The following is a 25562-nucleotide window of genomic DNA, read 5'->3' as shown; positions in this document are numbered from 1 at the left end:
TCGGTGCGACTAGACTGGCCGGGAATGCTTCGCGGCCGCCCGTGACCGGCCGCCTCCCACCGCCAGAAGGGTTAGATCCATGGCCAACAGAGCCCAGTCCTCCACCAGCGCCTCGGCGGACGCGTCGACCGGCCGCAGCGGCGGCGCCACCGTGCGCTCGCACTCCGGCCAGGGACGCACGGTCAACAACCTCGTATTCCTCGCGCTGTGCATGGCCATCATGATCGGCAGCTTCATCGCCTTCGCCAGCTACCCCAACAGCCCGCTGATCTGGATCCTCGGCCTGGGCCTCTATGCCCTGGCGCTGCTCATCCCCGTGGGCATCCTGCAGAACAGCACCGCCAAGAAGGCCTTCGGCGGGCGCACGGTCCTCATGGACGTCCCCTCGACCACCGAGGTCCCCGAGATGGGCCGGGGTCGCACCGCCGCCGCGTTCGACGACGGCCCCCGCGAACCCCGCGAGCGCGACGCCAGGACCGCATCTGTCCACCACGGTGACAAGTACGGCAAGAACGTCGAGTAGGGCCGCGCCGGGTTCGACGTCGTCGGGTTCGACGTCGTCGGGCCCGACGACCGCTCGCACCGCAAAGGTCCCCTCCCACCGCGGGAGGGGACCTTTTCCGTGCCCGGTGGACCGGACGGCGGCCGCCGCGCCCACGGATCAGGCCGTGGCCGGCTCCTTCGCGAAGACGGCCTCGACCACGCCGCGGGCCCAGGCGAGCACCGCGCCGTCCACGAGGTCCTTGCCGCCGATCCGCTCGGTCTTGGGCTTGGGGATGAGCACCTGGAAGGTGTCGGTGCCGGGCACCGCTTTGACCTGCGCGCCCGGGTAGAGGCGGGTGAGCCGCATCTGCCGGGACTCGGGGAGGTCGGCCGGGGCGAAGCGGACCACGTTACCCTGGGCCGCGACGTCGGTGAGGCCGGCGGCGCGGGCGGTCACCCGGAAGCGGGCGACCTCGAGCAGGTTCTGCACGGGCTCGGGCACGTCGCCGTAGCGGTCCACCAGCTCGTCGGCGACCTCCTGGATCGCCTCCTCCGTGGCGGCGTTGGCGAGGTTGCGGTAGGCCTCCAGGCGCAGCCGCTCCCCCGGGACGTAGTCGTGGGGCAGGTAGGCGTTGACCGGCAGCTCGATCTTCATCTCGGTGGGCCGCTCGTCCTCCTCGCCGCGGTACTCGGCGACGGCCTCGCCCACCAGGCGCAGGTACATGTCGAAGCCCACCCCGGCGATGTGCCCGGACTGCTCCCCGCCCAGCAGGTTGCCGGCGCCGCGGATCTCGAGGTCCTTGACGGCCAGCTGCATGCCGGCGCCGAGCTCGTTGTGGGCGGCGACGGCCTTGAGCCGCTCCAGCGCCGTCTCGGAGAGCGGCTTCTCGGCCTGGTACAGGAAGTAGGCGTAGGCCCGCTCCCGGCCGCGGCCCACGCGCCCGCGCAGCTGGTGGAGCTGCGAGAGGCCGTAGCGGTCCGCGCCGTCGACGATCAGGGTGTTGGCGTTGGCGATGTCCAGGCCGGTCTCCACGATGGTGGTGCACACCAGGACGTCGAACTTCTTCTCCCAGAAGTCCACGATGATCTGCTCGAGCCTGGACTCGGACATCTGCCCGTGCGCCACGGCGATCCGCGCCTCGGGCACGAGCTCGGCGAGCTCCTTGGCCTTGCGCTCGATCGAGGACACCCGGTTGTGGATGTAGAACACCTGGCCCTCCCGCATGAGCTCGCGCCGGACGGCGGCGGAGACCTGCTTGTCGGTGTAGGCGCCCACGTAGGTCAGCACGGGGTGGCGCTCCTCCGGCGGGGTGGCCAGGGTGGAGGTCTCGCGGATGCCGGTCAGCGACATCTCCAGGGTGCGCGGGATAGGGGTCGCGGACATCGCCAGGACGTCCACGTTGGTGCGCATCGCCTTGAGCTTCTCCTTGTGCTCCACGCCGAAGCGCTGCTCCTCGTCGATGACCACGAGACCGAGGTCCTTGAACTGGACCTCCTTGGACAGCAGCCGGTGGGTGCCGATCACCACGTCCACGGTCCCGTCCTTCAGCCCGGCGAGCGTCTCCTTGGTCTCCTTGGCGGTCTGGAACCGGGAGAGCGCGGCCAGGCGCACCGGGAAGCCGGAGAAGCGCTCGGTGAACGTCTCGGCGTGCTGCTGGGCCAGCAGCGTGGTGGGGACGAGCACGGCGACCTGCTTGCCGTCCTGCACGGCCTTGAACGCCGCGCGCACCGCCACCTCGGTCTTGCCGTAGCCCACGTCCCCGGAGATCAGCCGGTCCATGGGGACCTCCCGCTCCATGTCCGCCTTGACCTCGTCGATGGTGGTCAGCTGGTCCGGCGTCTCGATGTAGGGGAACGCCTCCTCGAGCTCGCGCTGCCACGGGGTGTCCTCCGCGAAGGCATGCCCGCGGGAGGCCATCCGCGCCGAGTACAGGCGGATCAGCTCGTTGGCGATGTCCCGGACAGCCTTCTTGGCGGCGCGCTTGGTCTTGTTCCAGTCCGTCCCGCCCATCTTGGACAGGGTGGGGGTCTCGCCGCCCACGTAGTTGGTGACCTGGTCCAGCTGGTCGGTGGGCACGAACAGGCGGTCCCGCGGGCCGTTGCGCTTGGACGGCGCGTACTCGAGCACCAGGTACTCGCGCACGGGCTTGGGCTGGCCGGGCTTGATCATCGCCCCGGCGATGGGCCGCTGGATGAGCTCCACGAACTGGCCGATGCCGTGCTGCTCGTGCACCACGAAGTCGCCCTGGCTCAGCGCCAGGGGGTCCACGGCGTTGCGCTTGCGCCGCACCGGGAGCTTGCGCATGTCCTTGGTGGTGTAGGGGCTGGCCTTGCCCAGCAGGTCCGCCTCGGTGAGCAGCACGATCTGCGGCCCGTCCAGGGCGAAGCCCTTGCCGGCCACGGCGGTGGTGAGCTCCACGATCCCGGGCTGCGGCGGCTCGGCGAGGGACTCGCGGCGGGCGGCGGGGATCCCGGCCTCGTGCAGCAGCTCGGCGATCCGGGCCAGCGGGCCGGGTCCTTCCGTGACGGCGACGACGCGCCAGCCGTCCGACACCCGCCCCTGCAGGAACTCGAGCATCGCCTCGACATCCCCGTGGAAGCCCAGCGGGTCCCGGGCGGCCACGGTGAGGGTGTCGGCGTCCGAGTCGATGAGGGCGATGTCCTCCGCGGCGGTGTCCGCGTCCACGTCCTGACCGGCCACGGCGTTGACGTTGAGCGCGGTGACGGCCCACCAGCCGAGGCCGGTGTCCAGCGCGGTGGCCCGGGCCTCGGCGAGGGTCTGGAAGGACCCGGAGGCCAGGGTGCGGCCCTCGCCGTCTTCGTTCCGGACGACGTGCTCGGCGGAGGTGATGTCGATGGGCGCGGACTGCCCGTCCGAGGCGGAGTCCCACGCGGCGAGGAGGAACTCCTCGTTGGTGGCCACGAGGTCGTGGGCGCGGGTGCGAACCTTCTCCGGCTCCATGACCACCACGAGCGAGCCGGGCGGGAGCAGGGACAGCATGGGCACCAGGCCGTCGACCAGCAGCGGCGCGAGGGACTCCATGCCCTCCACGTAGATGCCGCCGGCGATCCGCTCGAGCATCGACTCCGCGCCGGGCAGGGAGTTCTTGAGCTTCGCGGCCCGGGACATCACGGACGGGGTGATGAGCACCTCGCGGCACGGCGGGGCCACGAGCCGCTCCGGGTGGTCCCCGGTGGTCAGGGTGCGCTGGTCGGCCACAGCGAACCAGCGCAGCTCGTCGACCTCGTCCCCGAAGAACTCGATGCGCACCGGGTGGTCCTCGACCGGCGAGAACACGTCGATGATCCCGCCGCGCACGGCGAACTCCCCGCGCCGGGTGACCATGTCCACCCGGGCGTAGGCGGCCTCGGCGAGCGAGGTCACGGCGGCGTCGAAGTCGAGCTCCTCGCCCCGGGCGAAGCGCACCGGCGCCATGTCCCCCAGGCCTTCGACGACGGGCTGGAGCACGGAGCGGACCGGGGCCGTGACCACCCGCAGCGGGCGCTCGGCGTCCTTGCCGGCCAGCCGGCGCAGCACGTCCAGTCGGCGGCCCACGGTGTCGGAACGCGGCGAGAGCCGCTCGTGCGGCAGGGTCTCCCACGCCGGGAACTCCGCGACCTCCTCGGCCGGCAGATACGCGCCCAGGGCCGCGGCGAGGTCCTCGGACTCGCGGCCGGTCGCGGTCACGGCCAGCAGCACCGGGGCGCGGGATCCGTCCGGTGCCGGGGCGTCGTCGAGGGCGCCGCGCAGCTGGGCCGTGAGCACCGCGCGCATCCCGTCCGGGGCGCTGATCACGGTCTCGGCGCTGCGCTCCCCCGGCGGCAGGCCGGCCTGGGTGCGGAGATTGGCGAAGGAGCGCTCCGCCCCGAGGGCGGCGAGCAGTCCGGACAAGGTCATGGGGTGGCAGTCTCCTGGGACGCTGAATGGGTGCTGGTGGAGCACAGAGGCAGTCGGAGCCAACGTTCGCGGGTCCCAGCTTACTCCCGGGCCCCGACAGGGCCCCTCCCGGAACCCACGGTCCGGGGGTCGAAGGCCCGCCTACCATGGGAGCACGCAACCGCCGCTGCCGATTCACCCTTACCGAGGAGTCCTCCATGGCCGTCACCGCCTCCACCACCGTCCCCGCTCCCCTCGACCAGGTCGTGGTGACCTTCACCGACGAGGAGTTCATCCGGCACGTGACCCACCGCGCCGGGGCCACCCTGGACTCGGTGGAGGTCGCCGGGGACGTGGAGGCGCAGTTCGCCGTGACCACGGTGCGGACCATGGCCGCGGACCGGCTGCCGGAGATGGCCCGGAAGTTCGTGGGCTCCTCGGTGCAGCTCACCCAGGTGGACACCTACCACACCCCCGATGCCGACGGGATCCGGATCGTGCGCACCGAGATCTCCGTGGGCGCGCTGCCTGTCTCCGGTTCCGCGACCCAGACCCTCACCCCGCAGGGCGGGTCCACCGACGTGCACGTGCACTGCGTGGTCAAGGCCAACATCCCGTTCGTGGGCAAAATGGTCGCCGAGGCCGCCGAGCCGTTCATCGGCAAGGCCCTGTCCCTGCAGTCCCAGGAGGCGGAGGCCTGGCTCGCGAAGCGCTGAGCCCGGTTCGGCCGCAGCACCGGCACACCCCGGACGTCGTCGCGTTGCGTGCCCGGCAGCGCCGGGCCCGTCAGACGCCCCCTTCCTGTCCCCCGAACGGTCCGCGCTGTCCCCAGAAGAAGGTGCGCCCGGGGGATCTCCCCATCGGCACCCGGTCGGTACGCTTCAGATGCATATACATTCGCTTGCTTGTGCGAAGGACCGGGGGTTCTTCGCCTCGCACAGTCGCGGGCCGGGGGGTCGCCGCGGGACCGGGGGCTGAGCTCCGGACCGGTGCACCAGCCCCGTCGGACCGCAGGGGGAGAACACCGTCATGGAACCGATCGACTATCTCGTCGCCGTGTGGCGCAGCCGCTTCGTGATCGTGCTGCTCACCGCGCTGGGCCTGGGCGCCGGCCTGCTCGTGGCCACCAACACCACACCCACCTTCCAGGCCAAGAGCGCCGTCCTGCTGACCCCGAGCCCCGGGGTCTCCAACGACGAACTCGGGGAGGTGGGCAACTACATGAACTACCAGATCCACTCCTACGCGGAGCTGGTGAACAGCCGGGTGGTCCTGGATCCCGTTCTCGAGGACGTGGACCTGCCCTACGGCGTGGACTGGCTCGCCGCCCAGGTGGACGCCCAGGTGCCGGTGAACACGTCGATCATCGACATCAGCGTGGACGACACCGATCCGGCCCGCGCCGCGCGGCTGGCCAACGCCGTGGCCAAGCACCTCGAGACCGCCGTCGAGGCGGCAGCTCCCGAGCCCAGCGAAGGAGCGTCCACACTGGAGCTCCAGACCGTCGCCGATGCCACCACCCCGCAGAACCCGATCGCCCCGCGCACGCCCCTCTACGTCGCCGGTGGCGGGGGCGTGGGTTTCTTCCTCGCCGTGCTGCTCGGCCTCGCCCGCTTCGCCCTCCTGCGCTCCCGCCAGGTGTCCGAGCCGGCCCCGCCGGGCCGCCGCGCCGCAGCCGGCGCCATCCCCGGCGACCAGGACTACACGGTTCCGGAGCGCGAGCTGGAGGGCATCCGCTCATGACCACGGTGATGTCCTCGTTCCCGCAGCCGCGGCCCACCACCAATCCGTACATCGTCCAGCTCGCCGGCGCCCTGGCCCGGACGGAGGGGATCGAGTTCGCCACGTTCTCGTGGCGCACCGCCCTGACCCGCCGGGTGGACGTGTTCCACGCGCACTGGCCGGAGATCCTGGTGGGCGGGCGGACCGGGCCCAAGAAGCTCGCGCGGCAGGCCCTGTTCGCCGCCATGGTGCTGCGCTTCCGCGCCCAGGGCACCGCGATCGTGCGCACCGTGCACAACCTGCACCTGCCGGAGGGCATCTCCCCCGTGGAGCGCGCGCTGCTCACGTGGTTCGACCGCTGGACCACCCACCGGATCATCCTCAACGAGAGCACACGATTGCCCGAGGACCAGCCCCGCTCCCTGGTGCTGCACGGGCACTACCGGGACTGGTTCGCCGGCCAGGAGCGGCGGGAACCGGTGCCGGGACGGCTGGCGTTCGTCGGCATGATCCGCCGCTACAAGGGCACCGAGACGCTCGTCGAGGCGTTCCGGTCGCTGCCCGACCCGCGGCTGTCCCTGTCCGTGTCCGGGCAGCCCTCGAACGAGGAGCTCGCGGCCGACCTGCGCGCGGTGGCCGGGGAGGATCCCCGGATCCGGTTCCGCTTCGCGTTCGTCGACGACGCGGAGCTGGTCGCCGCTGTCACCGAGGCCGAGCTCGTGGTGCTGCCCTACCGGCACATGCACAACTCGGGCGGGGTGCTCACCGCCCTGTCCCTCGACCGCCCCGTCCTGGTCCCGGACAACGAGGTCAACCGGCGGCTGGCCGAGGAGGTCGGCCCCGGGTGGGTGCACCTGTTCCAGGACGAGCTCGACGCCGAGGACCTGCAGCGAGCCCTCGACGCCGTGACCGCGGGCGGCCCTGCCCGCCGCGCCGCCCGGCCCGACCTGAGCCGGCGCGAGTGGTCGACGGCCGGAACGGACCACGCCGAGGCCTACCAGCGGGCCCTCGTCACGGCGCGCGGGGCTGCCATCGATGAGACGGTCCCGCAACCCGCCTCCTCGGGAGATCTGCGGTGAGCGCCGCCCCGGCGGCCCACCGGCGCTCTCGGGCCACCAGCGCAGCGACCACGGGGACCGGCCGTCTCGAGGGCCGGCGCCCGTACCGGAACCTCGTGCTCCTGTGGCTCGTCTTCGCCGCAGCCGCGGTGGCCGTGATCAATGCCGGGATGCGGATCGAGCTCGGCGCCGGAGTGACCACCGGGTGCGTCCTGGCGCTCGCCCTGCTGCCGATGTGGCTCTCGACCGCCCTGCGCTACCGGCACTTCCCGTGGCTGCTGGGCCTGACCGTGGCCTCGGTGGCCTCAGGGGTCTGGCTGACCGCGGCCAGCTCCTCGACCTACGAGGTCTCGTGGTCCCTGTCCGTGCAGAACTCCGCCCTGCTGGCGGCCTCCGTGCTGGGCACCGGGCTGATCCTCTGGCTGCGGCCGGTGCTGAGCGAGTGGCAGATCGGCCTGCTCTTCGGCCTGGGCCTCCTGGCCGAGGCCACCACCGTGCCGGGCCTGGACAACCCGTGGAAGTACCAGTGGGCCATGCCCGTCGCGGTCCTGGCGCTGGCTGGGGCCCAGGCCCTGCACAGCCGTCTGCTGGGGGTCCTCGCCCTGTTCGGGCTCGTGGTGGTCTCGGCCGCCCTGGACTCCCGGTCCCTGACCGGGATGTTCCTGGTGGCCGGTGTCGTCCTCACGGTCCAGGCCCTGCCGCTGACCGACCGGATCCGGCGGATGGGCGCCGTGCGCATGATCGTGCTCGTGGGGGCCGTGGGCGCGGTGGCCTACTGGCTGTTCACCCGCTTGGCGCTCAACGGCACGCTCGGGCTGGCCACGCAGCTGCGCACGGAGGAGCAGGTGCTGCGCGCCGGCTCGGTGCTGCTCGGCGGACGGCCCGAGATGGCCGCGACGGCCGGACTGTTCCTGCACCGCCCCGAGGGCTTCGGCTCCGGCACGGTGCTGAACCCCATGGGGATCACCGCGGCCCAGGAGGCCATGAGCCGACTCAACTACGACCCGGACAACGGGTACGTCTACAACTACATGTTCGGGCGCAGCCTGGAGGTGCACTCCGGGGTGGGCGACCTCTGGGCCCTGTTCGGGCTGCCGGGGCTGGTGCTCGCGGGGCTCCTCGTCTGGGCGCTCGTCGACTCGCTCGCCCGGCAGTTCTCGTCCCGTTCCGTGACGCCCCTGCAGGCCGCCACCCTGCTGTTCACCCTGTGGACCATGTTCTTCGGCCCGCTGTACACGGTGGCGCCCATCCTGACCTTGTGCCTCGGTGTCATCCTGGTGCCCCAGGGAGCGCCGCGCTTCCTGGGCGTCCGCAGACGCGATCTGCCTGCCCCCGCCGATGTCGTGGACGGCCGGCCGTGAGCATCATCGCGACCACCAGGCGCCAGCAGTTCCGGGCCGTGGGATCCACCGCCATGGCCAAGGTCCTGCTCATGGGCATCTCGGGTCTCGTGGGCATCTTCACCACGCGCCTGATCATCAGCAACTTCGGCACGGAGGCCTACGCACAGTACGGGCTGCTGACCTCCATCCGCGACCTCCTTCCCTTCGCCGATCTCGGAGTCGCCGCGGCCGCCATCTCCGTGATCGCAGCGTCCCAGAACCCTTCGCAGGACGACGTCGTCCGGCGCACCCTGCTCTCCGCGTTCCGGATCATCTTCCTCTCCACGGCGGCGATCTGCCTGGTGGCCGTGATCCTGACGGTTTTCGGACTCTGGCGGCCCCTGCTCGGCAACGCCATGAGCACGGAGGCAGAGTTCCCGGCCATGGTCGCCATGGTGATCTTCGCCGTGGGGCTGCCTCTGGCGGTGGGCACCCGGGTCCTGGTGGGACTGGGGCGGACCACCCGCCAGATCGCCAATCAGTTCGTGGTGGCCCCCACCATGTTCCTGCTCGTGAGCCTGGCGGTGGCCCTGTCCGCGCCGGCCGGCAGCTGGCTGGCGGTCTTCTCCTACGGCGCCAACGCCTTGGCCGGGGCGCTGGGACTGTGGCAGGCCGCCCGGTTGCTGCGACCTCAGCTGGGACGGGTGGCGCGCCAGCTGCTGCGGCCCCGCCAGTTCCCGGGTCTGCGCATCATGGACGTGGCCGGGCCGATGCTCGTGCAGATGATCATGCTGCCGATCGCGCTGGCCACGGACCGGATCATGCTCTCCCACCTGGCCCCGGGCACAGAGCTGGTGCAGTACAGCCTGGGCTACCAGCTGTTCGGCATCATCCTGCAGACGGTGGCCGCCGCGGGCGTGGCCCTGTGGCCGGTGTTCGCCCGCAACCGCGCCACGGCGACCGTGCAGGCGCCGTGGCAGATGTCCTTCGTGTTCGTGGCGGGCGGGACCGCACTGGCCCTGGGGCTGTGCCTGGTCTCGCCGTGGGTGGTCGGCTTCGTCTCGGACGGCAAGATCGAGCTGCCCGCGACCCTGCTGGTGGCCTTCAGCGCCTACGTGGCCGTCGAGGCCGCGAAGTTCCCGCTGGGCATGTACATGACCGACGTGCAGGGGCTGCGGTTCCAGATCGCGCCGATCATCGTCATGGTGCCGCTGAAGATCGGTCTGGCGCTGCTGCTGATCCCCGTGCTGGGAGCCGCAGGCACGGTGTGGAGCACCGTGGTGGCCATGGGCCTGTGCCAGGTGCTGGTCAACGTGTGGTGGATCCGCCGGGACGTGGCGCGGCGTCGAGCCGCGGCGGTGCAGCCGGCGGGGTGAGCGGCTGCGGGACCGGTGTCGTGGCCGGTGCCCGGGCGGCGGCGCTCGGCTCTCCGGAGGGGTCACCGCCCGGCGGGGCCTGGGTCCAGCGCAGCGCCAGCACCAGACAGGCGGTCATGGTCAGCAGCTTCGCCGTGACGCGCACATCGACCAGTACGAATCCTGAGAGACCGTCGACCAGTCCGCCGCCGAAAGCGCTGAGCAGCACGTAGCCCACCGCCACGGCCCCGAACGGCGCCGTGGCGGTCAGCAGGAGAAGCGCGGCCCGGCGGGCCGGGGCGGCGCTGGTCGTGTACGTGCGGACCAGCGCGGCGCCCAGCACGGCGCCCACCACCGCCCAGAAGAGAAGTCCTCCCAGTTCCTGACCACCCGCCGCGGACAGCGCGGAGTCCCACCGCTCCAGTTCGAGGAGCGCTCCTGCGCGCTCGTGCAGGCGGAACAGGTCGTCGACCACCATGACGAGCAGCACCGCCCCCCACACCGCCAGGACGCGGCGCCCCGGCGCGCGCCGGGCCAGCAGCATCAGGAGCACCGCGGCGACGCTCAGCTGCAACAGGCCCCAGAGCTCCACGAGGGAGCCGTCGGCGCCGCCGTTCCACACGGCTTGGCTGCGGAAGGGCAGGGGCCACCGCTCGTCCGGATCAGCCCGCTGCACCACGTGATGCAGGCGGTGGGACGTCAGCACCAAGGCATCCGTGGCCAGCAGAGCCAGGGACAGCACCCCCAGGCCGAGCGTCCCGAATCTGGGCACGGCCCGGCGCGGGCCCCTTCTCGTCCTCGAACCCACCCCATGGTCCTTCCCCCGGTCGGCGCCGCGGTGGATCGCCCGCACGCCTGCGGGAAGTCTAGAGAAGTTGCCGGAGCGAATGCTGACGGTGTCCTTTGTGAAGGCCGCGCGTCAGCGCGCGTGGAACTTCTGCTGCGCCTCGAGCAGGCCGTTCTCGACGAGGTGCTCCACCGCGTCGGCGGCGTCGTCGAGCAGGAAGGGCAGTTCTTTCCCCTCGGTGGAGGAGAACGGCTTGAGCACGTAGGAGGCGGCGTCCATCCGGCCCGGCGGGCGGCCCACGCCCACGCGCACCCGGTAGTAGTCCTTGGTGGACAGGGCCTTGGACATGTCCCGCAGGCCGTTGTGCCCGCCCTCTCCCCCGCCGATCTTGAGCTTGAGGGCGGCGAAGGGGATGTCGATCTCGTCGTGCACGGCGATGACCCGCTCGGCGGGGATGCCGTAGAACTTGGCGAGGCCGGCCACGGGCCCGCCGGAGGTGTTCATGTAGGTCATGGGCTTGGCCAGCACCACCCGCGGCCCGCCCGGGCGCAGCCGGGACTCCAGGACCTGGGCGCGGGCCTTGTGCACCTTGAAGCTCCCGCCGAGCCGGGAGGCGAGCTCGTCGAGGACCATCTGCCCCACGTTGTGCCGGGTCCGGGCGTACTCGGGCCCGGGGTTGCCCAGTCCCACGACCAGCCATGCGTCGGACATCGGTGCCTCCATCGAAGGTGAGAAGAGTGGGGTGTGAAGAGTGCGGTCATGCGAAGTGGGGGGGGGGGGGGCCCCCCCCCCCCCCCCCCCGGCCGGAGGGGGGGGGGTGAGGGGGGGGGGGCCCGGCGCGGGCGCGGGGGCCCCCGCGCCCCGGGGGGGGGGGGGGGGGCCCCCCGGGGGGGGGGGGGGGGGGGGGCGGGGGGGGGGGGGGGGGGGGGGGGGGGGGGGCCCCCCCCGCGGGCCCCCCCCCCCCCCCCCGGGGGGGGCCGGGCGCGCGGCTCGGTCCTCGGCCGGGGCGGCGCTCAGTCGCGCTGCTTCTCGGCGGCCTGGGCGGCCGCGAGGATCTCGGCGGCCTCGGGGTGCTCGGCGACGTAGTCCTCGTGCACTTCCTCGACGTGCAGGTCGATCTCCTGGATGTCCTTCGGCACCATCGAGACGGCGATGAAGGAGACGATCGCGATGCCGGCGATGTAGACGCCGATCGTCCAGGACATCCCGGTCTCGTTGAGCAGCAGCTGCGCGATCATCGGGGCGAACGCGCCGCCGATGATGGAGCCGAACGCGTAGCCGATCGAGACGCCCGAGTAGCGCACGCGGGCCGGGAACATCTCGGCGTAGAGCGCCGACTGCGGTCCGTAGGACGGGCCGAGTCCCACGGTGAGGATCACGATCGCCAGGGCGAACAGCGGCAGGGACGCGGTGTCCAGCAGGAACCACATCGGCACGGCCCACAGGATGATGATGGCGTAGCCGATCTGGAAGGTGCGCACGCGCCCGATCCGGTCCGAGATCCAGCCGCCGAACATCGTGAAGACGAGCCAGCCCGCGCCACCGATCAGGGAGGCGATGAGGGTCTGCGAGCGCGGCATGCCCAGCACGTTGGAGCCGTAGGAGGCGAAGAACGCGATCACCAGGTAGCCGGCGGCGTTGTTGGCGGCGAAGATCAGGGCCGCGAGGGTGACCGGCTTCTTGTGGTGCTTGAACAGCTGGCCCAGGGGAGCGGAGGACTCCTTCTTGCGCAGCTGCATCTCCTTGAAGACCGGGGACTCGTCGACGGTCTTGCGGATCAGGTAGCCGACCACGATCAGCACCACGGAGGACAGGAACGGGATGCGCCAGCCCCAGGCCTGGAAGTCCTCGGGGGACATCATCGAGGTGAGGGCGAACATGAAGGACGTGGCGAGCAGCATGCCCAGCGGCACGCCGATCTGCGGGTAGGCGCCGAAGAGCCCGCGCTTGTTCCGCGGGGCGTGCTCGACGGACATCAGGGCCGCGCCGCCCCACTCGCCGCCGGCCGAGAAGCCCTGCATGATGCGCAGGAGCACCAGGAAGATCGGGGCCCAGATGCCGATCGTCGCGTAGGTGGGGAGCATGCCGATCAGCATCGTCGCGGCACCCATGCCCACCAGGGTGAGGACCAGGACGATCTTGCGGCCGTACTTGTCGCCGAGGTGACCGGCGACCACCGCGCCCAGCGGGCGGAAGAGGAAGCTGATGCCCAGGGAGGCCCACGCGACCACCTGGGCGAGGCCGGCGTTCTCCTCGGACAGCGGCGCGAAGTACAGCGGCGCCAGGACGAAGGCCGCGGCCTGGGCGTAGATGAAGAAGTCGTACCACTCGATGGTGGTGCCCACGAGGGTGCCGGCGAGGACCTTGCGCTCCTCGCGCGACATCTCGTGCCGCCCGGCCGGGGCGGAGGATGGGTGCGCCATGGGATCTCCAGGGAATCGGGGACGGCGACGTCCGCGGCGGAACCGAACGCATCATGACCGAACGTTCGGTATTGCATTGCGATACTACGGGCGGAAGTGACGCCTGTCACCCTCCGTGCGGAATAATCAAACCATGTATCACTAATGTGACACAGACCACCGGGGATGGAAACCGCCGGGCCCGGCCCTCGCAGGAGGACCGGGCCCGGCGGCGCGGCAGGGGCGTCGGGGACGCCGGGATGCGGCTCAGCGGTAGAGCCGCTCCGTGGCCAGGCGCGCTCCCTCGACGAGGGACTCGAGCTTGGCCCAGGCGATCTGCGGGTGCAGGCGCCCGCCCAGACCGCAGTCGGTCGACGCGACGACGTTCTCGCGGCCCACGACCGAGGCGAACTGCTCGATCCGGTCGGCCACCAGCTCCGGGTGCTCCACCACGTTCGTCGAGTGGGAGACCACGCCCGGGATGATCACGCGGCCCTCGGGCAGCGCGTGGTCCTTCCAGACCTTCCACTCGTGGGCGTGCCGGGCGGAGGCGCCCTCGAAGGTGTAGCCGCCGGCGTTGATGGTCAGCATCAGGTCCACGAGGTGCTTCAGCTCGAGGTCCGTGGTGTGCGGGCCGTGCCAGGAGCCCCAGCACAGGTGGAAGCGGACCTGCTCCTCGGGGATCCCCCGCAGCGCGTGGTTGAGCGCCTCGACGCGCAGCCGCGTGAACGCCAGGTAGTCCTCGACCGTGGGCTCGGGGTTGATCTGGTCCCAGGACTCCGCGATGGACGGGTCGTCGATCTGCACGGTCAGCCCGGCGTCCGTGATCGCCAGGTACTCCTCGCGCATCGCGTCGGCGCACGCGTAGACGAGCTCCTCGTCGGTCCTGTAGTACTCGTTCGTCACGCGCGCGGCGGAGCCGGGGGAGAGGGCGGCCACGAACCCGGTCTGCGCCCCGGTGGCCGCCATGGCCGCCCGGAGGTTGCGGACGTCCGAGGCCACGGCCTCCTGTCCCGTGTAGGTCAGCGGCCCGGTGATCTTGGGCTGCGTGGTCGAGGAGCGCCCGGTGAGGATGCCCGACGCCGGGTCCTCGTACGCCTCCCGGAAGCGCTCGCGGTCCCGGCGGTCCGGGAAGCTCGTGAGCACGATGTGGCCGGGCGAGGAGCGCCTCTTCTCCGTGGACGCCCACCGGTCCTCGTCGGTCGGGGTGAGCCCGCCGAGGCGGGAGAAGGAGTAGTTCCACCACGCGCCGTAGTCGACCGCGCTGGACATCGTGTGCCCGTACTCGCCGTCGTTGACCACGTCCACGCCGATCTCGCGCTGCCGGCGCACCACGTCCTCGACGCCCACGGCGAGCTCGTCGGTGAGCTGCTCGAACGTGATGGCGCCCTCGGCGTGCCGCTGGTTGGCCTCGAGCAGCCGCGGGGTCCGCGGCAGGGAGCCCACGTGGGTGGTCTGCACGTGGTCGGTGTTCTGCATGGTCATGCGTGTCCTCCTGAGGGTCTGCGGGAAGGTCGGGGGCCGGTCAGGACCAGAGCCGGCGGGAGGCGAGCTCGGCCCCGCGGGCGAGGGTCTCGAGCTTCGCCGCGGCGATCTGCGGGTGGATCCGCCCGCCCAGGCCGCAGTCGGTCGAGGCGATCACGTTCTCGCGGCCCACCTGGCGGGCGAAGCGCTCGATCCGGTCGGCCACCAGCTCCGGGTGCTCCACCACGTTGGTGGCGTGGGAGACGATCCCCGGGATGATGATCTTGCCCTCGGGCAGCTCGTGGTCCTGCCAGACCTTCCACTCGTGCTCGTGCCGGGCGTTGGCGGCCTCGAAGCTGTAGCCGCCGGCCCTGATGGAGAGCATGAGCTCCACCAGGTGCTCGAACCCGAGGTCCGTGGTGTGCGGGCCGTGCCAGGAGCCCCAGCACAGGTGGAAGCGGACCTGCTCCTCCGGGATGCCCTCGAGGGCATAGTTGAGGGCCTCGACCCGCTTGCGGGTGAACGCGAGGTAGTCCTCCACGCCGGGCTCGGGATTGACCTGGTCCCAGTTCTCCGCGATGGACGGGTCGTCGATCTGCACGATCAGCCCGGCGTCGGTGATCGCCCGGTACTCCTCGCGCATCACCTCGGCGCAGGCGGTCAGCACCTCGTCCTCGTCCGCGTAGTGGGTGTTCTCCAGCCGCGCGCACGAGCCCGGGGACAGCGCGGCGAGGTAGCCCTCGCTCGCGCCCGTGGCCTGCAGCCCGGCCTTGAGGTTGCGGATGTCCGCCTCCAGCGCCGCGTGGCCCGTGTACTCCAGCTTCCCGGTGATCTTCGGGAACGGCGCCTGCTTGCCCGTGGTGATGCCCGAGGAGGGGTCCGTGTACGCCTCGTGGAAGAGCCGGCGGTCCCGGCGGTCCCCGAAGCTCGTCAGGACCACCCTGCCGGGCGAGGAGCGCTGCGGCTCCTGCTCCCACAGGTCCACGTCGCCGGGGGTGAGGCCCGAGATCCGGGCGAAGACGTAGTGCCACCACGCGCCGTAGTCGACCTCCGCGGCCATGACGTGGCCGTACTCGCCGTCGTTGACCACGTCGATCCCGAGCTCGCGCTGTCGGCGGACCACGTCGACCACCGAGTCCTGCAGGAGCCGGTCGTACTCCGCCTCCGGGACGGCCCCCTTCGCCCGGTTGGCCTCGAGCAGCGCCGGGGTGCGCGGGAGGGACCCGGCGTGGGTCGTGCGGATGCGGTCGGCGCTTCGCAGCATGGGTCGTGCGTCCTTTCCATCGGTCCTGGCGGTAGCACCGGAGGCGGGACGGGGATGCCGTCGCCCGGGTTGCTGCGGCGTCGTCGAGCCAGATCTCTCGGCCGCTCTGGATGGTGACCCTGTCATCCAAGCGCACCCGTGCGCGCTGCGCCATTCGGCGCCCGGATGACGGACATGACGCCGTGTGACGCGACCCAGCGCGCACTCCCGGGAGGAGCTGTCCTTCGCGAACATGGCCTGGATCACATACCGTGGCGGTGATCCGTGCCCCTCACCCCGCGGGCACGACGGACCAGAGGAAGGACCCCCATGTCCCAGACGCCCCAGCAGCAGGACCTCGAGGGCCGCACGGCGCTCGTCACCGGTGGCGCGAGCGGCATCGGCCTGGCCGCCGCCTGGGCCCTCGCCGGCTCCGGCGCGCACGTGGTCGTGGCCGACGTCGACGAGGCCGGGGCGCAGCGCGTCGCGGACGAGCTCGGCGGCCGCGCGTGGGCCGTCGACCTGCTCGACACCGCGGCGCTCGCCGAGCTGAGCCTCGAGGTCGACGTGCTGGTCAACAACGCCGGCATCCAGAAGGTCGCCCCCCTCCAGGAGTTCGACCCCGCGGACTTCCACCGGATCCTGGTGCTGATGCTGGAGTCCCCGTTCCTGCTGGTGCGCGCCGCGCTGCCGCACATGTACGAGCGGGGCTGGGGGCGCGTCATCAACGTCTCCTCCGTGCACGGGCTGCGGGCGTCCCCCTACAAGAGCGCCTACGTCTCGGCGAAGCACGGCCTGGAGGGGCTGTCCAAGACCGTCGCGGTGGAGGGCGCGGCCCACGGGGTGACGAGCAACTGCATCAACCCCGGCTACGTGCGCACCCCGCTCGTCGAGAAGCAGATCGCCGACCAGGCGAGGGTGCACGGGATCCCCGAGTCCGAGGTGGTGGAGCGGATCATGCTCGGCGAGACGCCGATCAAGAAGCTCGTGGACCCGGAGGACGTCGGCAGCCTGGTCGCGTGGCTGGCCGGACCGCACGCGTCCATGGTCACCGGGGCCTCCTACACGATGGACGGCGGCTGGACGGCGCGCTGAGCCCGCCCCGAGCCGCGGCGGCGCCCTGCGGCGCCGCGTCCGGACGGCCCGGCGGCCCGGACTGACCTGGTGGTCCGGACGGTCCCGGTGGCCCGGACGGTCCGCTGCTGGTCCTGACGGACCGGCGGCCGGCCGGTCCGCCGCCGGTCCGGGCCGCTCAGCGATGACCCAGCTCCCGGGAGAGCCGGTGGGCCTCCGTGAGCAGGGCCCGGCCCAGGAGCTGCCGGCGCTCGCCGCTGAACCGGGGCTCGATGCCCGTGAGGCTCAGCGCGTAGACCGGCGCGCCCGTCGCGTCGAAGACCGCGGCGGCCATGCCCCAGCTGCCCTCGACGATCAGCCCCGGGTTCACGGCGAAGCCCTCCCGCCGGACGTCCGCGAGCAGCTCCCGGATCCGCTCGGGCGTGTGCAGCGGGCCCCACTCGGCGCGGGCCCCGGCCGTGGCCGCGAGGACCCGGTCCACCTCCGCGTCCGGAAGGTGGGCCAGGACCGCCAGTCCCGCCGAGGCCACGCCGAGCGGCAGCCGCAGCCCCTCGTAGAGGACGTGGGAGCGGATGGGGAACGCGCCCTCCACGCGCGCCAGGCAGACCGTCTCCAGCCCGCGGCGGACCGAGAGGAACGCGCTCTCGCCGGTGGCCTCCGCGAGCCGGCGCAGCGAGGGCCCGGCCAGCTCCCGGATCGGATAGCGGTGGGCCGCCACCGCGCCCAGCACGTACAGCTCGGGGCCCAGCTGCCAGGCCCCGGTTTCGGCGTCGCGGTCCACGAGGCCCTCCTCGGCCAGTCCCGTGAGCAGCCGGTGCACGGTGGGGCGGGTCAGTCCGGTCTCGGCGGCGAGCTCCGCCACCGTGCTGCCCCGCTCCCGCCCCGCGACGGCCCGCAGCAGCTGCCCCACCCGGTGGACCACCTGGGTCCCCTGGCCCGTCGTCCGCTCCTGTCCCATGACTCCACTATATGGACAGTCGGAGGACGAATGGCCGGATGCTGAGGAGAAGCGCCGTCGTCCCGCCGAATCTGTTGACCGTCATGTGGATGCTCCCTAGATTGAGTGCTGGGTCACAGTCCGACGAGAGGAAGGGACAAGGGTGTCCAAGGTCAGAGACAACGCCGCCGAGCTGCTGGCGGAGAGCCTGCGGGACGGCATGACGCTCGCCGTGGGCGGGTTCGGGCTGAGCGGGATCCCCCGGGATCTCATCGACGCGGTGCGGGACTCCGGGGTCACGGACCTCACGGTGGTCTCCAACAACATGGGCGTGGACGGCAAGGGCCTCGGGGTCCTGCTCGAGAACCGCCAGGTGAAGAAGGTCCTCGCCTCCTACGTGGGCGAGAACAAGCTGTTCGCCCAGCAGTACCTGGACGGCGAGCTCGAGGTCGAGTTCAACCCCCAGGGCACCCTCGCGGAGCGGCTCCGGGCCGGCGGCGCGGGCATCCCCGCCTTCTACACGAAGACCGGGGTCGGCACCCTCGTGGCCGAGGGCAAGCCGCACGCCGAGTTCGACGGCGAGACCTACGTGCAGGAGCGCGGCATCGTCGCCGACATCGCCCTGGTCCACGCCCACACGGGGGACGCCGACGGCAACCTCGTCTACCGCTACACCGCGCGCAACTTCAACCCGATCGTCGCCACCGCCGGGAAGGTCACCTTCGCCGAGGTCGAGCACGTCGTGGCGGTCGGCGAGATCCACCCCGACCACATCGTGACCCCGGGCGTCTACGTCCAGCACGTCGCGCAGTACAGCGGCGCACCCAAGGACATCGAGCAGCGCACCGTCCGCCCCCGCCCCGCCGGGCGGGCCACCCAGCAGAACGGAGACCAGGCATGAGCTGGACCCGCGACGAGATGGCGGCGATCGCCGCCGTCGAGCTCTCCGACGGCGACTACGTCAACCTCGGCATCGGCATCCCCACCCTCGTGGCCAACAACCTGCCCGAGGGCGTCGACGTGGTGCTGCAGTCCGAGAACGGCGTGCTCGGCATGGGCCCGTTCCCCTACGAGGGCGACGAGGACCCGGACCTCATCAACGCCGGCAAGCAGACCATCACGCTGCTGCCCGGAGCCTCCATCTTCGACTCCGCCACGTCCTTCGGGATGATCCGCGGCGGCCACGTCAAGATCGCGATCCTCGGCGCCATGCAGGTCTCCGGGACCGGCGACCTCGCCAACTGGATGATCCCCGGCAAGATGGTCAAGGGGATGGGCGGCGCCATGGACCTGGTGGCCGGCACCCCGCGCGTCGTCGTGCTGACCGAGCACGTCACCAAGGACGGCTCCGCCAAGATCAAGACCGAGTGCGACCTCCCGCTCACCGGGGTGCGCGTGGTCGACCGCATCGTCACGGACCTGTGCGTGTTCGACGTCGAGGACGGCGGGCTCGTGCTGCGCAGCCTCGCCCCCGGGGTCACCGAGGACGAGATCCGCGAGAAGACCGAGGCGTCCTTCCGCACGGACCTGCAGGACGTCACCCCCGACACCGTCCCCACCGAGACCGCCGCCGCCGGCGGCGCTGAGGAGAACCGATGAGCACCGCCACCGACGTCGTCGTCCTGTCCGGCGCCCGCACGCCCCAGGGCAAGATCCTGGGCCACCTGGCGTCCTTCACCGCGGCCGAGCTGGGCGCCCACGCCATCCGGGCCGCGCTCGAGCGCGGCGGGATCGCCCCCGAGCAGGTGGACTACGTGCTCATGGGCCACGTCCTGCAGGCCGGCGCCGGGCAGAACCCGGCCCGCCAGGCGGCCGTCACCGCGGGCATCCCGCTGAGCGTGCCCGCCGAGACCGTCAACAAGGTCTGCCTCTCCGGGCTCGTGGCCATCACCAACGCCGCCCGGATGATCCGCGCGGGCGAGGCCGAGATCGTCGTGGCCGGCGGCCAGGAGTCCATGACCAACGCCCCGCACCTCGCGATGGGCGTGCGGCAGGGCAAGAGCTACGGCGACCTCAAGCTCGAGGACGCGGTGGCCAAGGACGGGCTCGTCGACGTCGCCGCGTGCGTGTCCATGGGCTCGCTCACCGAGTCCGGCAACAGCGAGCGCTCCATCTCCCGCGAGGAGCAGGACCAGGTCGCCGCCCTGAGCCACCAGCGCGCGGCCCGCGCCGCGGAGGAGGGCGTCTTCCGCGACGAGATCGCCCCCGTGTCCGTCCCACAGCGCAAGGGCGACCCGCTCGTCGTCGACGCCGACCAGGGCGTGCGCCCCGACTCCAGCGCGGAGTCCATGGCGAGGCTGCGCCCCGCGTTCGCGAAGGACGGCACGATCACCGCCGGCAACTCCTCGCCGCTCTCGGACGGCGCGGCCGCCGTGGTCCTGACCAGCCGGGAGTACGCCGAACGCCACGGCCTCGAGTACCTGGCCGTGGTCGGTGCCCCGGGCCAGGTGGCCGGCCCCGACACCTCGCTGCACTCCCAGCCGTCCCGGGCGATCGAGGCCGCGCTCGAGCGGGCCGGCTGGTCCGTGCAGGACCTGGACTTCATCGAGATCAACGAGGCGTTCGCGTCCGTGCTGATCCAGTCCCTGCGCGACCTCGACTACCCGCAGGAGCAGGCCAACATCCACGGCGGCGCCGTGGCCGTCGGGCACCCGATCGGCGCCTCCGGGGCCCGGCTGGCGCTGCACGCGGCGTTCGAGCTCTCCCGCCGGGGCTCCGGCCGGGCCGCGGTGTCGCTGTGCGGCGGCGGCGGCCAGGGCGAGGCGCTGCTGCTCTACCGCGACTGACCCGCGTCCCGTCCGCTGACCCGCGGGGGGGGGGGCCCGGGTGACCACGAAAAATCGTGGTCACCCGGGCCCCGGCGGGTCATTCGATGATCCTGAGGTCACGCGCGGCGAGCTCCCTGCGCACGAGAGCCACCAGGTCGTCCGGCCGGTGCACCACGGTGGCCCAGTCCGTCCGCAGGATCCGCCACCCGAAGTCCCCGCGATACAGGCCGCGCGGCGTCCGGATGCGCACCTGCAGCTCCGGCCGGGGCAGTCGCGCGCGAAGCAGCACCAGCCGGGTCAGCGTCTCGCCGGGCGACTCGGAACGACCGTCGGCGAGGTCGAGCACCCGCCGGGCCCGGCGGCACCCCGGCGCGCCGGCGCGGCGCCCGAGCAGGGCGAGCAGCTCCGCGCGCTCGGTGCCCCGGTGGAGGGCGTGGTCGGCGGTCACCACCGCCTCGCGGAGGGGCAGGGTGGACGCGCAGTCCAGCACGGTGCGGGGCACGGACGTGGCCAGCAGCCCGCCCACTCGGACGACGTGCTCCGGCGGCAGCTCGGCCCAGTGGTGGACGCAGGTCCGGTTGTTCCGGGAACCGCGGCCGGGCGGAGAGACGACGTGCGGTGCCGCCGGTCGGTGCAGCAGGTCCAGGCCGTGGAGCAGGGCCGCCGAGGAGTGCCCGAACACCGGGGCACTGGCGGCGCGCAGGGCCAGGGCGGCGTGCACCTGCCGCAGCCGTCCCTCCGCTCCCAGGTCCCGCCACCAGGACGGTGTCGCGTACACCCCCTGCCGGATCCGGAGGAGGTCGCCCCGACGGACGGCCCGGGTGACCACGGAAAATCGTGGTCACCCGGGCCCCAGCGGGTCATCCGGCGAGAGAGTGGTCTGCGGTCCCGGGGGTGGCCCGCCCGCAGGGCTACTTGCGGGCGCGGGCGCCGATCCGCTCGCGCTGCTCCATGAGCTTCTCCAGCAGCGTCACGAGCGTGTGCTGCTCCTCCTCGGTCAGCGCCTCGGCCCACTGGCTCTCCCGGTCGTTCTGCGCCCGGAACGCCGTGCGGATCTTCTCCTGCCCGGCATCGGTGAGGTGCAGGGTCACGGACCGGCCGTCGGCGGCGGAGGCCTCGCGCCGGAGCAGGTCCTTGCCGACCAGCGTGCCCGTCAGGTTGGAGACCGCCGCGCGGCTCATCCCCGTGAGGCGGGCGGCCTCGTGGGGATTGAGGGGACCGGCCACCCAGAGGACCAGGAGCAGCCGGAAGCTCGACCAGGTCCCGCCGGCGGGGCGGTGGATCGACGACTCGAAGTCGTAGACCGCGGTGGACGAGGACCGGTTGAGCGAGAGGAACACCCGGTTGGCCGCGAGGTCGGCATCGGGGAACTCCTCGGAGATCCGGCGCTGGGCGGCCTGGACGAAGGACCAGTAGTCGGGCAGCGCGGCGGCGGAGGGCGTCGCGGAGGACGCCTCGGTGGACGCCCCGGTGGGCGTCGCTGGGGGCTCGGTGCGGTCGGCGAGGGGCATGGCGTCGATTCTAGGGGAGGGGTTGCCCCATATAATACAACGCTTTACTATCTGGGGGAGAGCTGGATCACAGACCGCCACACGCAAGGAGACGGCCATGGCCTACTACCGGCAGCTGGGCCCGGTGCCCCGGCAGCGTCACACCCTGTTCAAGGACGACGAGGGCAGGATCCTCTACGAGGAGCTCATGGGCGAGGAGGGCTTCTCCTCCGACTCGTCGCTGCTCTACCACCGGCACATCCCCTCGGCGATCGTCGGGACCCGCGGCTGGGAGCTGCCCGACCAGACCCTGACCCCCAACGACCCGCTGCTGCCGCGGCACTTGAAGCTGCACGAGCTGTTCACCGAGGAGCAGGCCGCCGGGACCGACGCGGTGACCGGCCGCCGGCTGGTGATGGGCAACGCGGACGTGCGGCTCTCCTACGCCTGGGTCGGGAAGACCTCCCCGCTGTACAAGAACGCCGTGGGCGACGAGTGCGTCTACGTGGAGCGCGGCTCGGCCCTGGTGGAGACCCAGTTCGGCCCGCTCGAGGCCGTCGAGGGCGACTACGTCATGATTCCGCGCGCCACGATCCACCGCTGGGTGCTGCGGGAGGGCGAGACGGCCCGGCTCTACTTCGTGGAGGCGAACTCCCACATCACCCCGCCGCACCGCTACCTCTCCAAGTACGGGCAGCTGCTCGAGCACGCCCCCTACTGCGAGCGCGACCTGCACGGTCCCTCCGGCGTGCTCCTGCGGGACGAGACCGACGTGGACGTCTACGTCAAGCACCGCGGCCGCGGCCCCTCGGGCCTGGACGGGACGGTCCACGTCCTGCCGCAACACCCCTTCGACGTGGTGGGCTGGGACGGGTGCCTCTACCCGTACACCTTCAACATCAAGGACTACATGCCGATCACCGGCAAGGTGCACCAGCCGCCGCCCGTGCACCAGGTCTTCGAGGGGCGCAACTTCGTCATCTGCAACTTCGTGCCCCGGAAGGTCGACTACCACGAGCTGGCCGTCCCGGTGCCCTACTACCACTCGAACGTGGACTCGGACGAGGTCATGTTCTACGTGGACGGGGACTACGAGGCGCGCAAGGGCTCGGGCATCGGCAGGGGGTCGATCTCCCTGCACCCGGGCGGGCACCCGCACGGCCCGCAGCCCGGGGCGATCGAGAAGTCCCTGGGCGTGGAGTACTTCGACGAGACCGCCGTCATGGTCGACACCTTCGCCCCGCTGGAGCTGGGCGAGGCGGGCCTGGCCGGCGACGACGGCAAGTACGTCACGTCCTGGACCCCCGGCCGGGAGTGGACCGGCGGGCTCTGGTCGAACTCGTGAGCGCCGCCCCGACCACGGAGACCGCCGAGCGGCGCGTCCCGGCCCAGTTCGTTGCGTTCTTCGACGACGCCGCGACCTTCCCGCCGGGACTCGCCCCGCTGGAGAAGGCGGTCGCGGACCACGTGGCGCGGTGGGCGGACCCGCTCGTCGCCGCCGTGGGTCCGGCCGTGCTGAAGCTCGACGACCTGCCGGAGGCCCGGCGCATCGCCGCCGGCCTGGACCGCGGCGGCCGGGCGGTCGAGGTCTCCGTCGTGGTCCCGGCCGGGCGGCTGCGGGCGGCGCTGGACGCCGTCGAGCAGGCCGGGCCCGAGCTGCGGGTCGTCTCGATCGAGCTCAGGACGGACCCGTCGGACACCGACACCTGGCAGGCGCAGATCACCGAGGCGGCCCGGGTGCAGGACGTCCCGGTCTACGTCGAACTGACCGCGGACCAGGTCCGCGGCGGGGCGCTGGAGCTGCTGCAGGGCACCGGGCTGCGCCTCAAGCACCGCACCGGCGGGATCGAGGCGCACCTGTTCCCCAGCCCCGAGCAGCTGGCCGCGGTGCTCACCGAGGCCGTGGCCGCCCGGATCCCGTTCAAGCTCACCGCCGGCCTGCACGAGGCCGTGCGGTACACGAACCCCGCCACGGGGTTCACCCACCACGGCTTCCTCAACATCGCGATGGCCACCGAGGCCGCCCGCGCCCACGAGCCCGCCGAGCGGGTGGCCCGGCTGCTCACCGAGACCGACCCGGCACCGCTCGTCGAGCTCGCCCGGGCCTCCGACGGGTCCTGGCGCGGGTCCTTCACATCCTTCGGGACGTGCAGCGTGGGCGAGCCCGCCGCGAGCCTCGAGCGCCTCGGCCTCTTCCCGCACGGCCTCACCTGACACCGAGCCCTCCCGCCCCGGGACCACCGGGGCGGGAGGGCGCCGCCGTCGCCACCGTCCCCCCACGTCCAAGGAGATCCACCCCGTGAGCACCGCCGCCGACCGTTTCGCCGCCGAGGGCTTCGGCCCCGAGAACCTGCCCTACGCCTCCTTCTCGCCCACCGGCGGGGACCCGCGCCTGGGGGTGCGCCTGGGGGACCGGGCGATCGACGTCGCCGCCCTGGCCGCCACGGTGGAGGGGCTCGACGCCGCCGCGCGCACGGCGGTGTCGGCCCCGAACCTGGACGCGCTGCTCGCGGCCGGCCACGGGACCTGGACCGCGCTGCGGGCCTGGCTCGTCGAGGTCGTGACCGCCGACGGGCTCGCGGACACGGTGGAGCAGGCTTCCCATCCGGTGGACGGGATCGCCCTGCACATGCCGTTCACGGTGGCCGACTACGTCGACTACTACGCCTCCGAGCACCACGCCTCCAACGTGGGGAGGATGTTCCGTCCGGACCAGGCCCCGCTGCTGCCCAACTGGAAGCACCTGCCCGTGGGCTACCACGGCCGGGCCGGCACCGTGATCCCCTCCGGCAAGGACTTCCCCCGGCCCAAGGGCCTGCGCCCCGAGCAGGACGGGCCGCCCAGCTTCGGCCCCTCCCGCCGCCTGGACATCGAGGCGGAGCTCGGCTTCGTCCTCGGCGGGGCGGCCCCGGCCGGGGAGGTCTCCCTGGAGCAGGCGGCGGCAGAGCACCTCTTCGGGGTGGTGCTGTTCAACGACTGGTCCGCCCGTGACATCCAGGCCTACGAGTACGTCCCCCTGGGCCCCTACCTGGGCAAGTCCTTCGCATCCTCGATCTCGCTGTGGGTCGTGCCCTGGCAGGCCCTGACCGCGGCCCGCGTGGCGCCCCCGGCGCGCGAGCACGAGCTCGCCCCCTACCTCGACGACGAGGGCAAGGAGCCGTGGGGACTGGACATCACCCTGGGCGTGAGCGTGGACGGCCGGACCGTCTCGCACCCCCCGGCGTCCACCCTGTACTGGACCGCACCCCAGATGGTCGCGCACATGAGCGTCAACGGCGCGTCCCTGCGCCCGGGGGACTTCTTCGGCTCCGGCACCGTCTCCGGCCCGGAGAAGGACCAGCGCGGGTCCTTCCTGGAGCTCTCCTGGGGCGGCAAGGAGCCGTTCGCCCTGCCCGGGGGCACCGAGATGACGTTCCTGGCCGACGGCCAGAGCGTGACCCTCACCGGCACCGCGCCCGGCCCCGGCGGCTCCGTCATCGACTTCGGCGAGTGCACCGCCACGATCCTGCCCGCCACCTGAATACTGGTCCCGTCCCCCGCCGGTGACCACGACCGACCCCGCCGACCCCGCCGCGCCGCG

22 protein-coding genes and 1 riboswitch are annotated in these 25562 nt (G+C 72.3%); of the genes, 13 read left to right on the top strand and 9 right to left on the bottom strand.

Annotated elements, in window-relative coordinates; translation table 11 throughout:
• Positions 1–79: 79 nt before the first annotated feature.
• On the top strand, positions 80–523 hold the full coding sequence (locus ACP7CD_RS08345) for a hypothetical protein (RefSeq protein ID WP_426119935.1): 444 nt from the start codon (positions 80–82) through the stop codon (positions 521–523).
• A 138-nt stretch (positions 524–661) separates the two neighbouring features.
• On the opposite strand, the gene mfd is transcribed toward ACP7CD_RS08345, so the two are convergent.
• Positions 662–4381, bottom strand: coding sequence for a transcription-repair coupling factor (gene mfd / locus ACP7CD_RS08340; RefSeq protein WP_426119933.1), 3720 nt, complete (start codon positions 4379–4381; stop codon positions 662–664).
• A gap of 197 nt (positions 4382–4578) precedes the next feature.
• On the opposite strand from mfd, the gene ACP7CD_RS08335 reads away from it, so the two are divergent.
• The 5 genes from ACP7CD_RS08335 to ACP7CD_RS08315 all read left to right on the top strand — a co-directional run bounded on the left by ACP7CD_RS08335 (position 4579) and on the right by ACP7CD_RS08315 (position 9838).
• On the top strand, positions 4579–5076 hold the full coding sequence (locus tag ACP7CD_RS08335; RefSeq protein WP_115162483.1) for a DUF2505 domain-containing protein: 498 nt from the start codon (positions 4579–4581) through the stop codon (positions 5074–5076).
• Positions 5077–5389: 313 nt separating this feature from the next.
• Positions 5390–6103 (top strand): YveK family protein, encoded by a 714-nt coding sequence (locus tag ACP7CD_RS08330; protein WP_336650062.1) that lies wholly within the window; start codon positions 5390–5392, stop codon positions 6101–6103.
• Entirely contained in the window at positions 6100–7161 is a 1062-nt protein-coding gene (locus ACP7CD_RS08325) for a glycosyltransferase (protein ID WP_426119930.1), read from the top strand. The genes ACP7CD_RS08330 and ACP7CD_RS08325 overlap by 4 nt, the downstream gene beginning before the upstream one ends.
• The gene (locus ACP7CD_RS08320) at positions 7158–8501 is read left to right on the top strand and encodes a hypothetical protein (protein WP_426119928.1); all 1344 of its coding nucleotides are present in this window, start codon (positions 7158–7160) and stop codon (positions 8499–8501) included. Before ACP7CD_RS08325 ends, ACP7CD_RS08320 begins: the two co-directional genes overlap by 4 nt.
• On the top strand, positions 8498–9838 hold the full coding sequence (locus ACP7CD_RS08315) for a polysaccharide biosynthesis protein (RefSeq protein WP_336650065.1): 1341 nt from the start codon (positions 8498–8500) through the stop codon (positions 9836–9838). The genes ACP7CD_RS08320 and ACP7CD_RS08315 overlap by 4 nt, the downstream gene beginning before the upstream one ends.
• On the opposite strand, the gene ACP7CD_RS08310 is transcribed toward ACP7CD_RS08315, so the two are convergent.
• The 5 genes from ACP7CD_RS08310 to ACP7CD_RS08290 form a co-directional block, all read right to left on the bottom strand.
• A complete protein-coding gene (locus tag ACP7CD_RS08310; protein WP_426119925.1) occupies positions 9771–10589 on the bottom strand; it encodes a hypothetical protein in 819 nt (272 codons plus the stop codon). The two genes, ACP7CD_RS08315 and ACP7CD_RS08310, sit on opposite strands and share 68 nt — an antisense overlap.
• Before the next feature lie 147 nt (positions 10590–10736).
• Complete coding sequence (pth, locus tag ACP7CD_RS08305; protein ID WP_426119923.1) at positions 10737–11315, bottom strand: aminoacyl-tRNA hydrolase; 579 nt, start codon at positions 11313–11315, stop codon at positions 10737–10739.
• A gap of 302 nt (positions 11316–11617) precedes the next feature.
• On the bottom strand, positions 11618–13027 hold the full coding sequence (locus ACP7CD_RS08300; protein WP_336649591.1) for an MFS transporter: 1410 nt from the start codon (positions 13025–13027) through the stop codon (positions 11618–11620).
• A gap of 246 nt (positions 13028–13273) precedes the next feature.
• The gene (locus tag ACP7CD_RS08295) at positions 13274–14491 is read right to left on the bottom strand and encodes a cobalamin-independent methionine synthase II family protein (RefSeq protein WP_052132989.1); all 1218 of its coding nucleotides are present in this window, start codon (positions 14489–14491) and stop codon (positions 13274–13276) included.
• A 40-nt stretch (positions 14492–14531) separates the two neighbouring features.
• Positions 14532–15734, bottom strand: coding sequence for a cobalamin-independent methionine synthase II family protein (locus ACP7CD_RS08290; RefSeq protein WP_017833110.1), 1203 nt, complete (start codon positions 15732–15734; stop codon positions 14532–14534).
• Between the two features lie 13 nt (positions 15735–15747).
• Positions 15748–15851: riboswitch (SAM riboswitch) on the bottom strand.
• Positions 15852–16043: 192 nt separating this feature from the next.
• Between ACP7CD_RS08290 and ACP7CD_RS08285 the strand changes: the two genes are divergently transcribed.
• Complete coding sequence (locus ACP7CD_RS08285) at positions 16044–16808, top strand: 3-hydroxybutyrate dehydrogenase (RefSeq protein WP_017833111.1); 765 nt, start codon at positions 16044–16046, stop codon at positions 16806–16808.
• 157 nt (positions 16809–16965) lie between these two features.
• Here the strand turns inward: ACP7CD_RS08285 and ACP7CD_RS08280 are convergent, their stop codons facing one another.
• Positions 16966–17745 (bottom strand): IclR family transcriptional regulator, encoded by a 780-nt coding sequence (locus ACP7CD_RS08280; RefSeq protein WP_426119920.1) that lies wholly within the window; start codon positions 17743–17745, stop codon positions 16966–16968.
• A gap of 142 nt (positions 17746–17887) precedes the next feature.
• Here ACP7CD_RS08280 and ACP7CD_RS08275 point away from each other — a divergent pair, with 142 nt between their 5' ends.
• The 3 genes from ACP7CD_RS08275 to ACP7CD_RS08265 are packed head-to-tail and all read left to right on the top strand — an operon-like array spanning position 17888 to position 20510.
• Positions 17888–18625, top strand: coding sequence for a CoA transferase subunit A (locus ACP7CD_RS08275; protein ID WP_419966501.1), 738 nt, complete (start codon positions 17888–17890; stop codon positions 18623–18625).
• Positions 18622–19323 carry a CoA transferase subunit B gene (locus tag ACP7CD_RS08270; protein WP_115163072.1) on the top strand — a complete coding sequence of 234 codons (702 nt, stop codon included), beginning with the start codon at positions 18622–18624 and terminating at the stop codon, positions 19321–19323. Before ACP7CD_RS08275 ends, ACP7CD_RS08270 begins: the two co-directional genes overlap by 4 nt.
• Positions 19320–20510, top strand: a complete 1191-nt coding sequence (locus ACP7CD_RS08265) for an acetyl-CoA C-acetyltransferase (RefSeq protein ID WP_426119917.1) — start codon at positions 19320–19322, stop codon at positions 20508–20510. Before ACP7CD_RS08270 ends, ACP7CD_RS08265 begins: the two co-directional genes overlap by 4 nt.
• Positions 20511–20589: 79 nt before the next feature.
• Here ACP7CD_RS08265 and ACP7CD_RS08260 read toward each other — a convergent pair whose 3' ends face one another.
• Positions 20590–21270: a hypothetical protein gene (locus tag ACP7CD_RS08260; RefSeq protein WP_426119915.1), complete on the bottom strand. Its 681-nt coding sequence runs from the start codon at positions 21268–21270 to the stop codon at positions 20590–20592.
• Between the two features lie 133 nt (positions 21271–21403).
• Positions 21404–22003, bottom strand: coding sequence for a MarR family winged helix-turn-helix transcriptional regulator (locus ACP7CD_RS08255; RefSeq protein WP_426119913.1), 600 nt, complete (start codon positions 22001–22003; stop codon positions 21404–21406).
• Between the two features lie 97 nt (positions 22004–22100).
• Here ACP7CD_RS08255 and ACP7CD_RS08250 point away from each other — a divergent pair, with 97 nt between their 5' ends.
• The 3 genes from ACP7CD_RS08250 to fahA all read left to right on the top strand — a co-directional run bounded on the left by ACP7CD_RS08250 (position 22101) and on the right by fahA (position 25502).
• Positions 22101–23327, top strand: coding sequence for a homogentisate 1,2-dioxygenase (locus tag ACP7CD_RS08250; protein ID WP_017833117.1), 1227 nt, complete (start codon positions 22101–22103; stop codon positions 23325–23327).
• Positions 23324–24196 (top strand): hypothetical protein, encoded by an 873-nt coding sequence (locus tag ACP7CD_RS08245; RefSeq protein ID WP_426119911.1) that lies wholly within the window; start codon positions 23324–23326, stop codon positions 24194–24196. Before ACP7CD_RS08250 ends, ACP7CD_RS08245 begins: the two co-directional genes overlap by 4 nt.
• Positions 24197–24281: 85 nt before the next feature.
• Positions 24282–25502: a fumarylacetoacetase gene (gene fahA / locus ACP7CD_RS08240; protein WP_426119909.1), complete on the top strand. Its 1221-nt coding sequence runs from the start codon at positions 24282–24284 to the stop codon at positions 25500–25502.
• The last annotated feature ends 60 nt before the right edge of the window (positions 25503–25562 follow it).

This window comes from Kocuria sp. LHG3120, from assembly GCF_049897445.1.
GTDB lineage: Bacteria > Actinomycetota > Actinomycetes > Actinomycetales > Micrococcaceae > Kocuria > Kocuria rosea.
This window is presented reverse-complemented; position numbering and strand designations above follow the sequence as displayed.

Bases quoted from the DNA above. Each gene is read 5' to 3' on its own strand.
- mfd (WP_426119933.1), bottom strand. From the start codon at position 4,381: ATGACCTTGTCCGGACTGCTCGCCGCCCTCGGGGCGGAGCGCTCCTTC.
- ACP7CD_RS08250 (WP_017833117.1), top strand. From the start codon at position 22,101: ATGGCCTACTACCGGCAGCTGGGCCCGGTGCCCCGGCAGCGTCACACC.
- ACP7CD_RS08285 (WP_017833111.1), top strand. From the start codon at position 16,044: ATGTCCCAGACGCCCCAGCAGCAGGACCTCGAGGGCCGCACGGCGCTC.
- ACP7CD_RS08270 (WP_115163072.1), top strand. From the start codon at position 18,622: ATGAGCTGGACCCGCGACGAGATGGCGGCGATCGCCGCCGTCGAGCTC.
- ACP7CD_RS08255 (WP_426119913.1), bottom strand. From the start codon at position 22,003: ATGCCCCTCGCCGACCGCACCGAGCCCCCAGCGACGCCCACCGGGGCG.
- ACP7CD_RS08280 (WP_426119920.1), bottom strand. From the start codon at position 17,745: ATGGGACAGGAGCGGACGACGGGCCAGGGGACCCAGGTGGTCCACCGG.
- ACP7CD_RS08290 (WP_017833110.1), bottom strand. From the start codon at position 15,734: ATGCTGCGAAGCGCCGACCGCATCCGCACGACCCACGCCGGGTCCCTC.
- pth (WP_426119923.1), bottom strand. From the start codon at position 11,315: ATGTCCGACGCATGGCTGGTCGTGGGACTGGGCAACCCCGGGCCCGAG.
- ACP7CD_RS08295 (WP_052132989.1), bottom strand. From the start codon at position 14,491: ATGACCATGCAGAACACCGACCACGTGCAGACCACCCACGTGGGCTCC.
- ACP7CD_RS08265 (WP_426119917.1), top strand. From the start codon at position 19,320: ATGAGCACCGCCACCGACGTCGTCGTCCTGTCCGGCGCCCGCACGCCC.
- ACP7CD_RS08300 (WP_336649591.1), bottom strand. From the start codon at position 13,027: ATGGCGCACCCATCCTCCGCCCCGGCCGGGCGGCACGAGATGTCGCGC.
- ACP7CD_RS08330 (WP_336650062.1), top strand. From the start codon at position 5,390: ATGGAACCGATCGACTATCTCGTCGCCGTGTGGCGCAGCCGCTTCGTG.
- ACP7CD_RS08325 (WP_426119930.1), top strand. From the start codon at position 6,100: ATGACCACGGTGATGTCCTCGTTCCCGCAGCCGCGGCCCACCACCAAT.
- ACP7CD_RS08335 (WP_115162483.1), top strand. From the start codon at position 4,579: ATGGCCGTCACCGCCTCCACCACCGTCCCCGCTCCCCTCGACCAGGTC.
- ACP7CD_RS08345 (WP_426119935.1), top strand. From the start codon at position 80: ATGGCCAACAGAGCCCAGTCCTCCACCAGCGCCTCGGCGGACGCGTCG.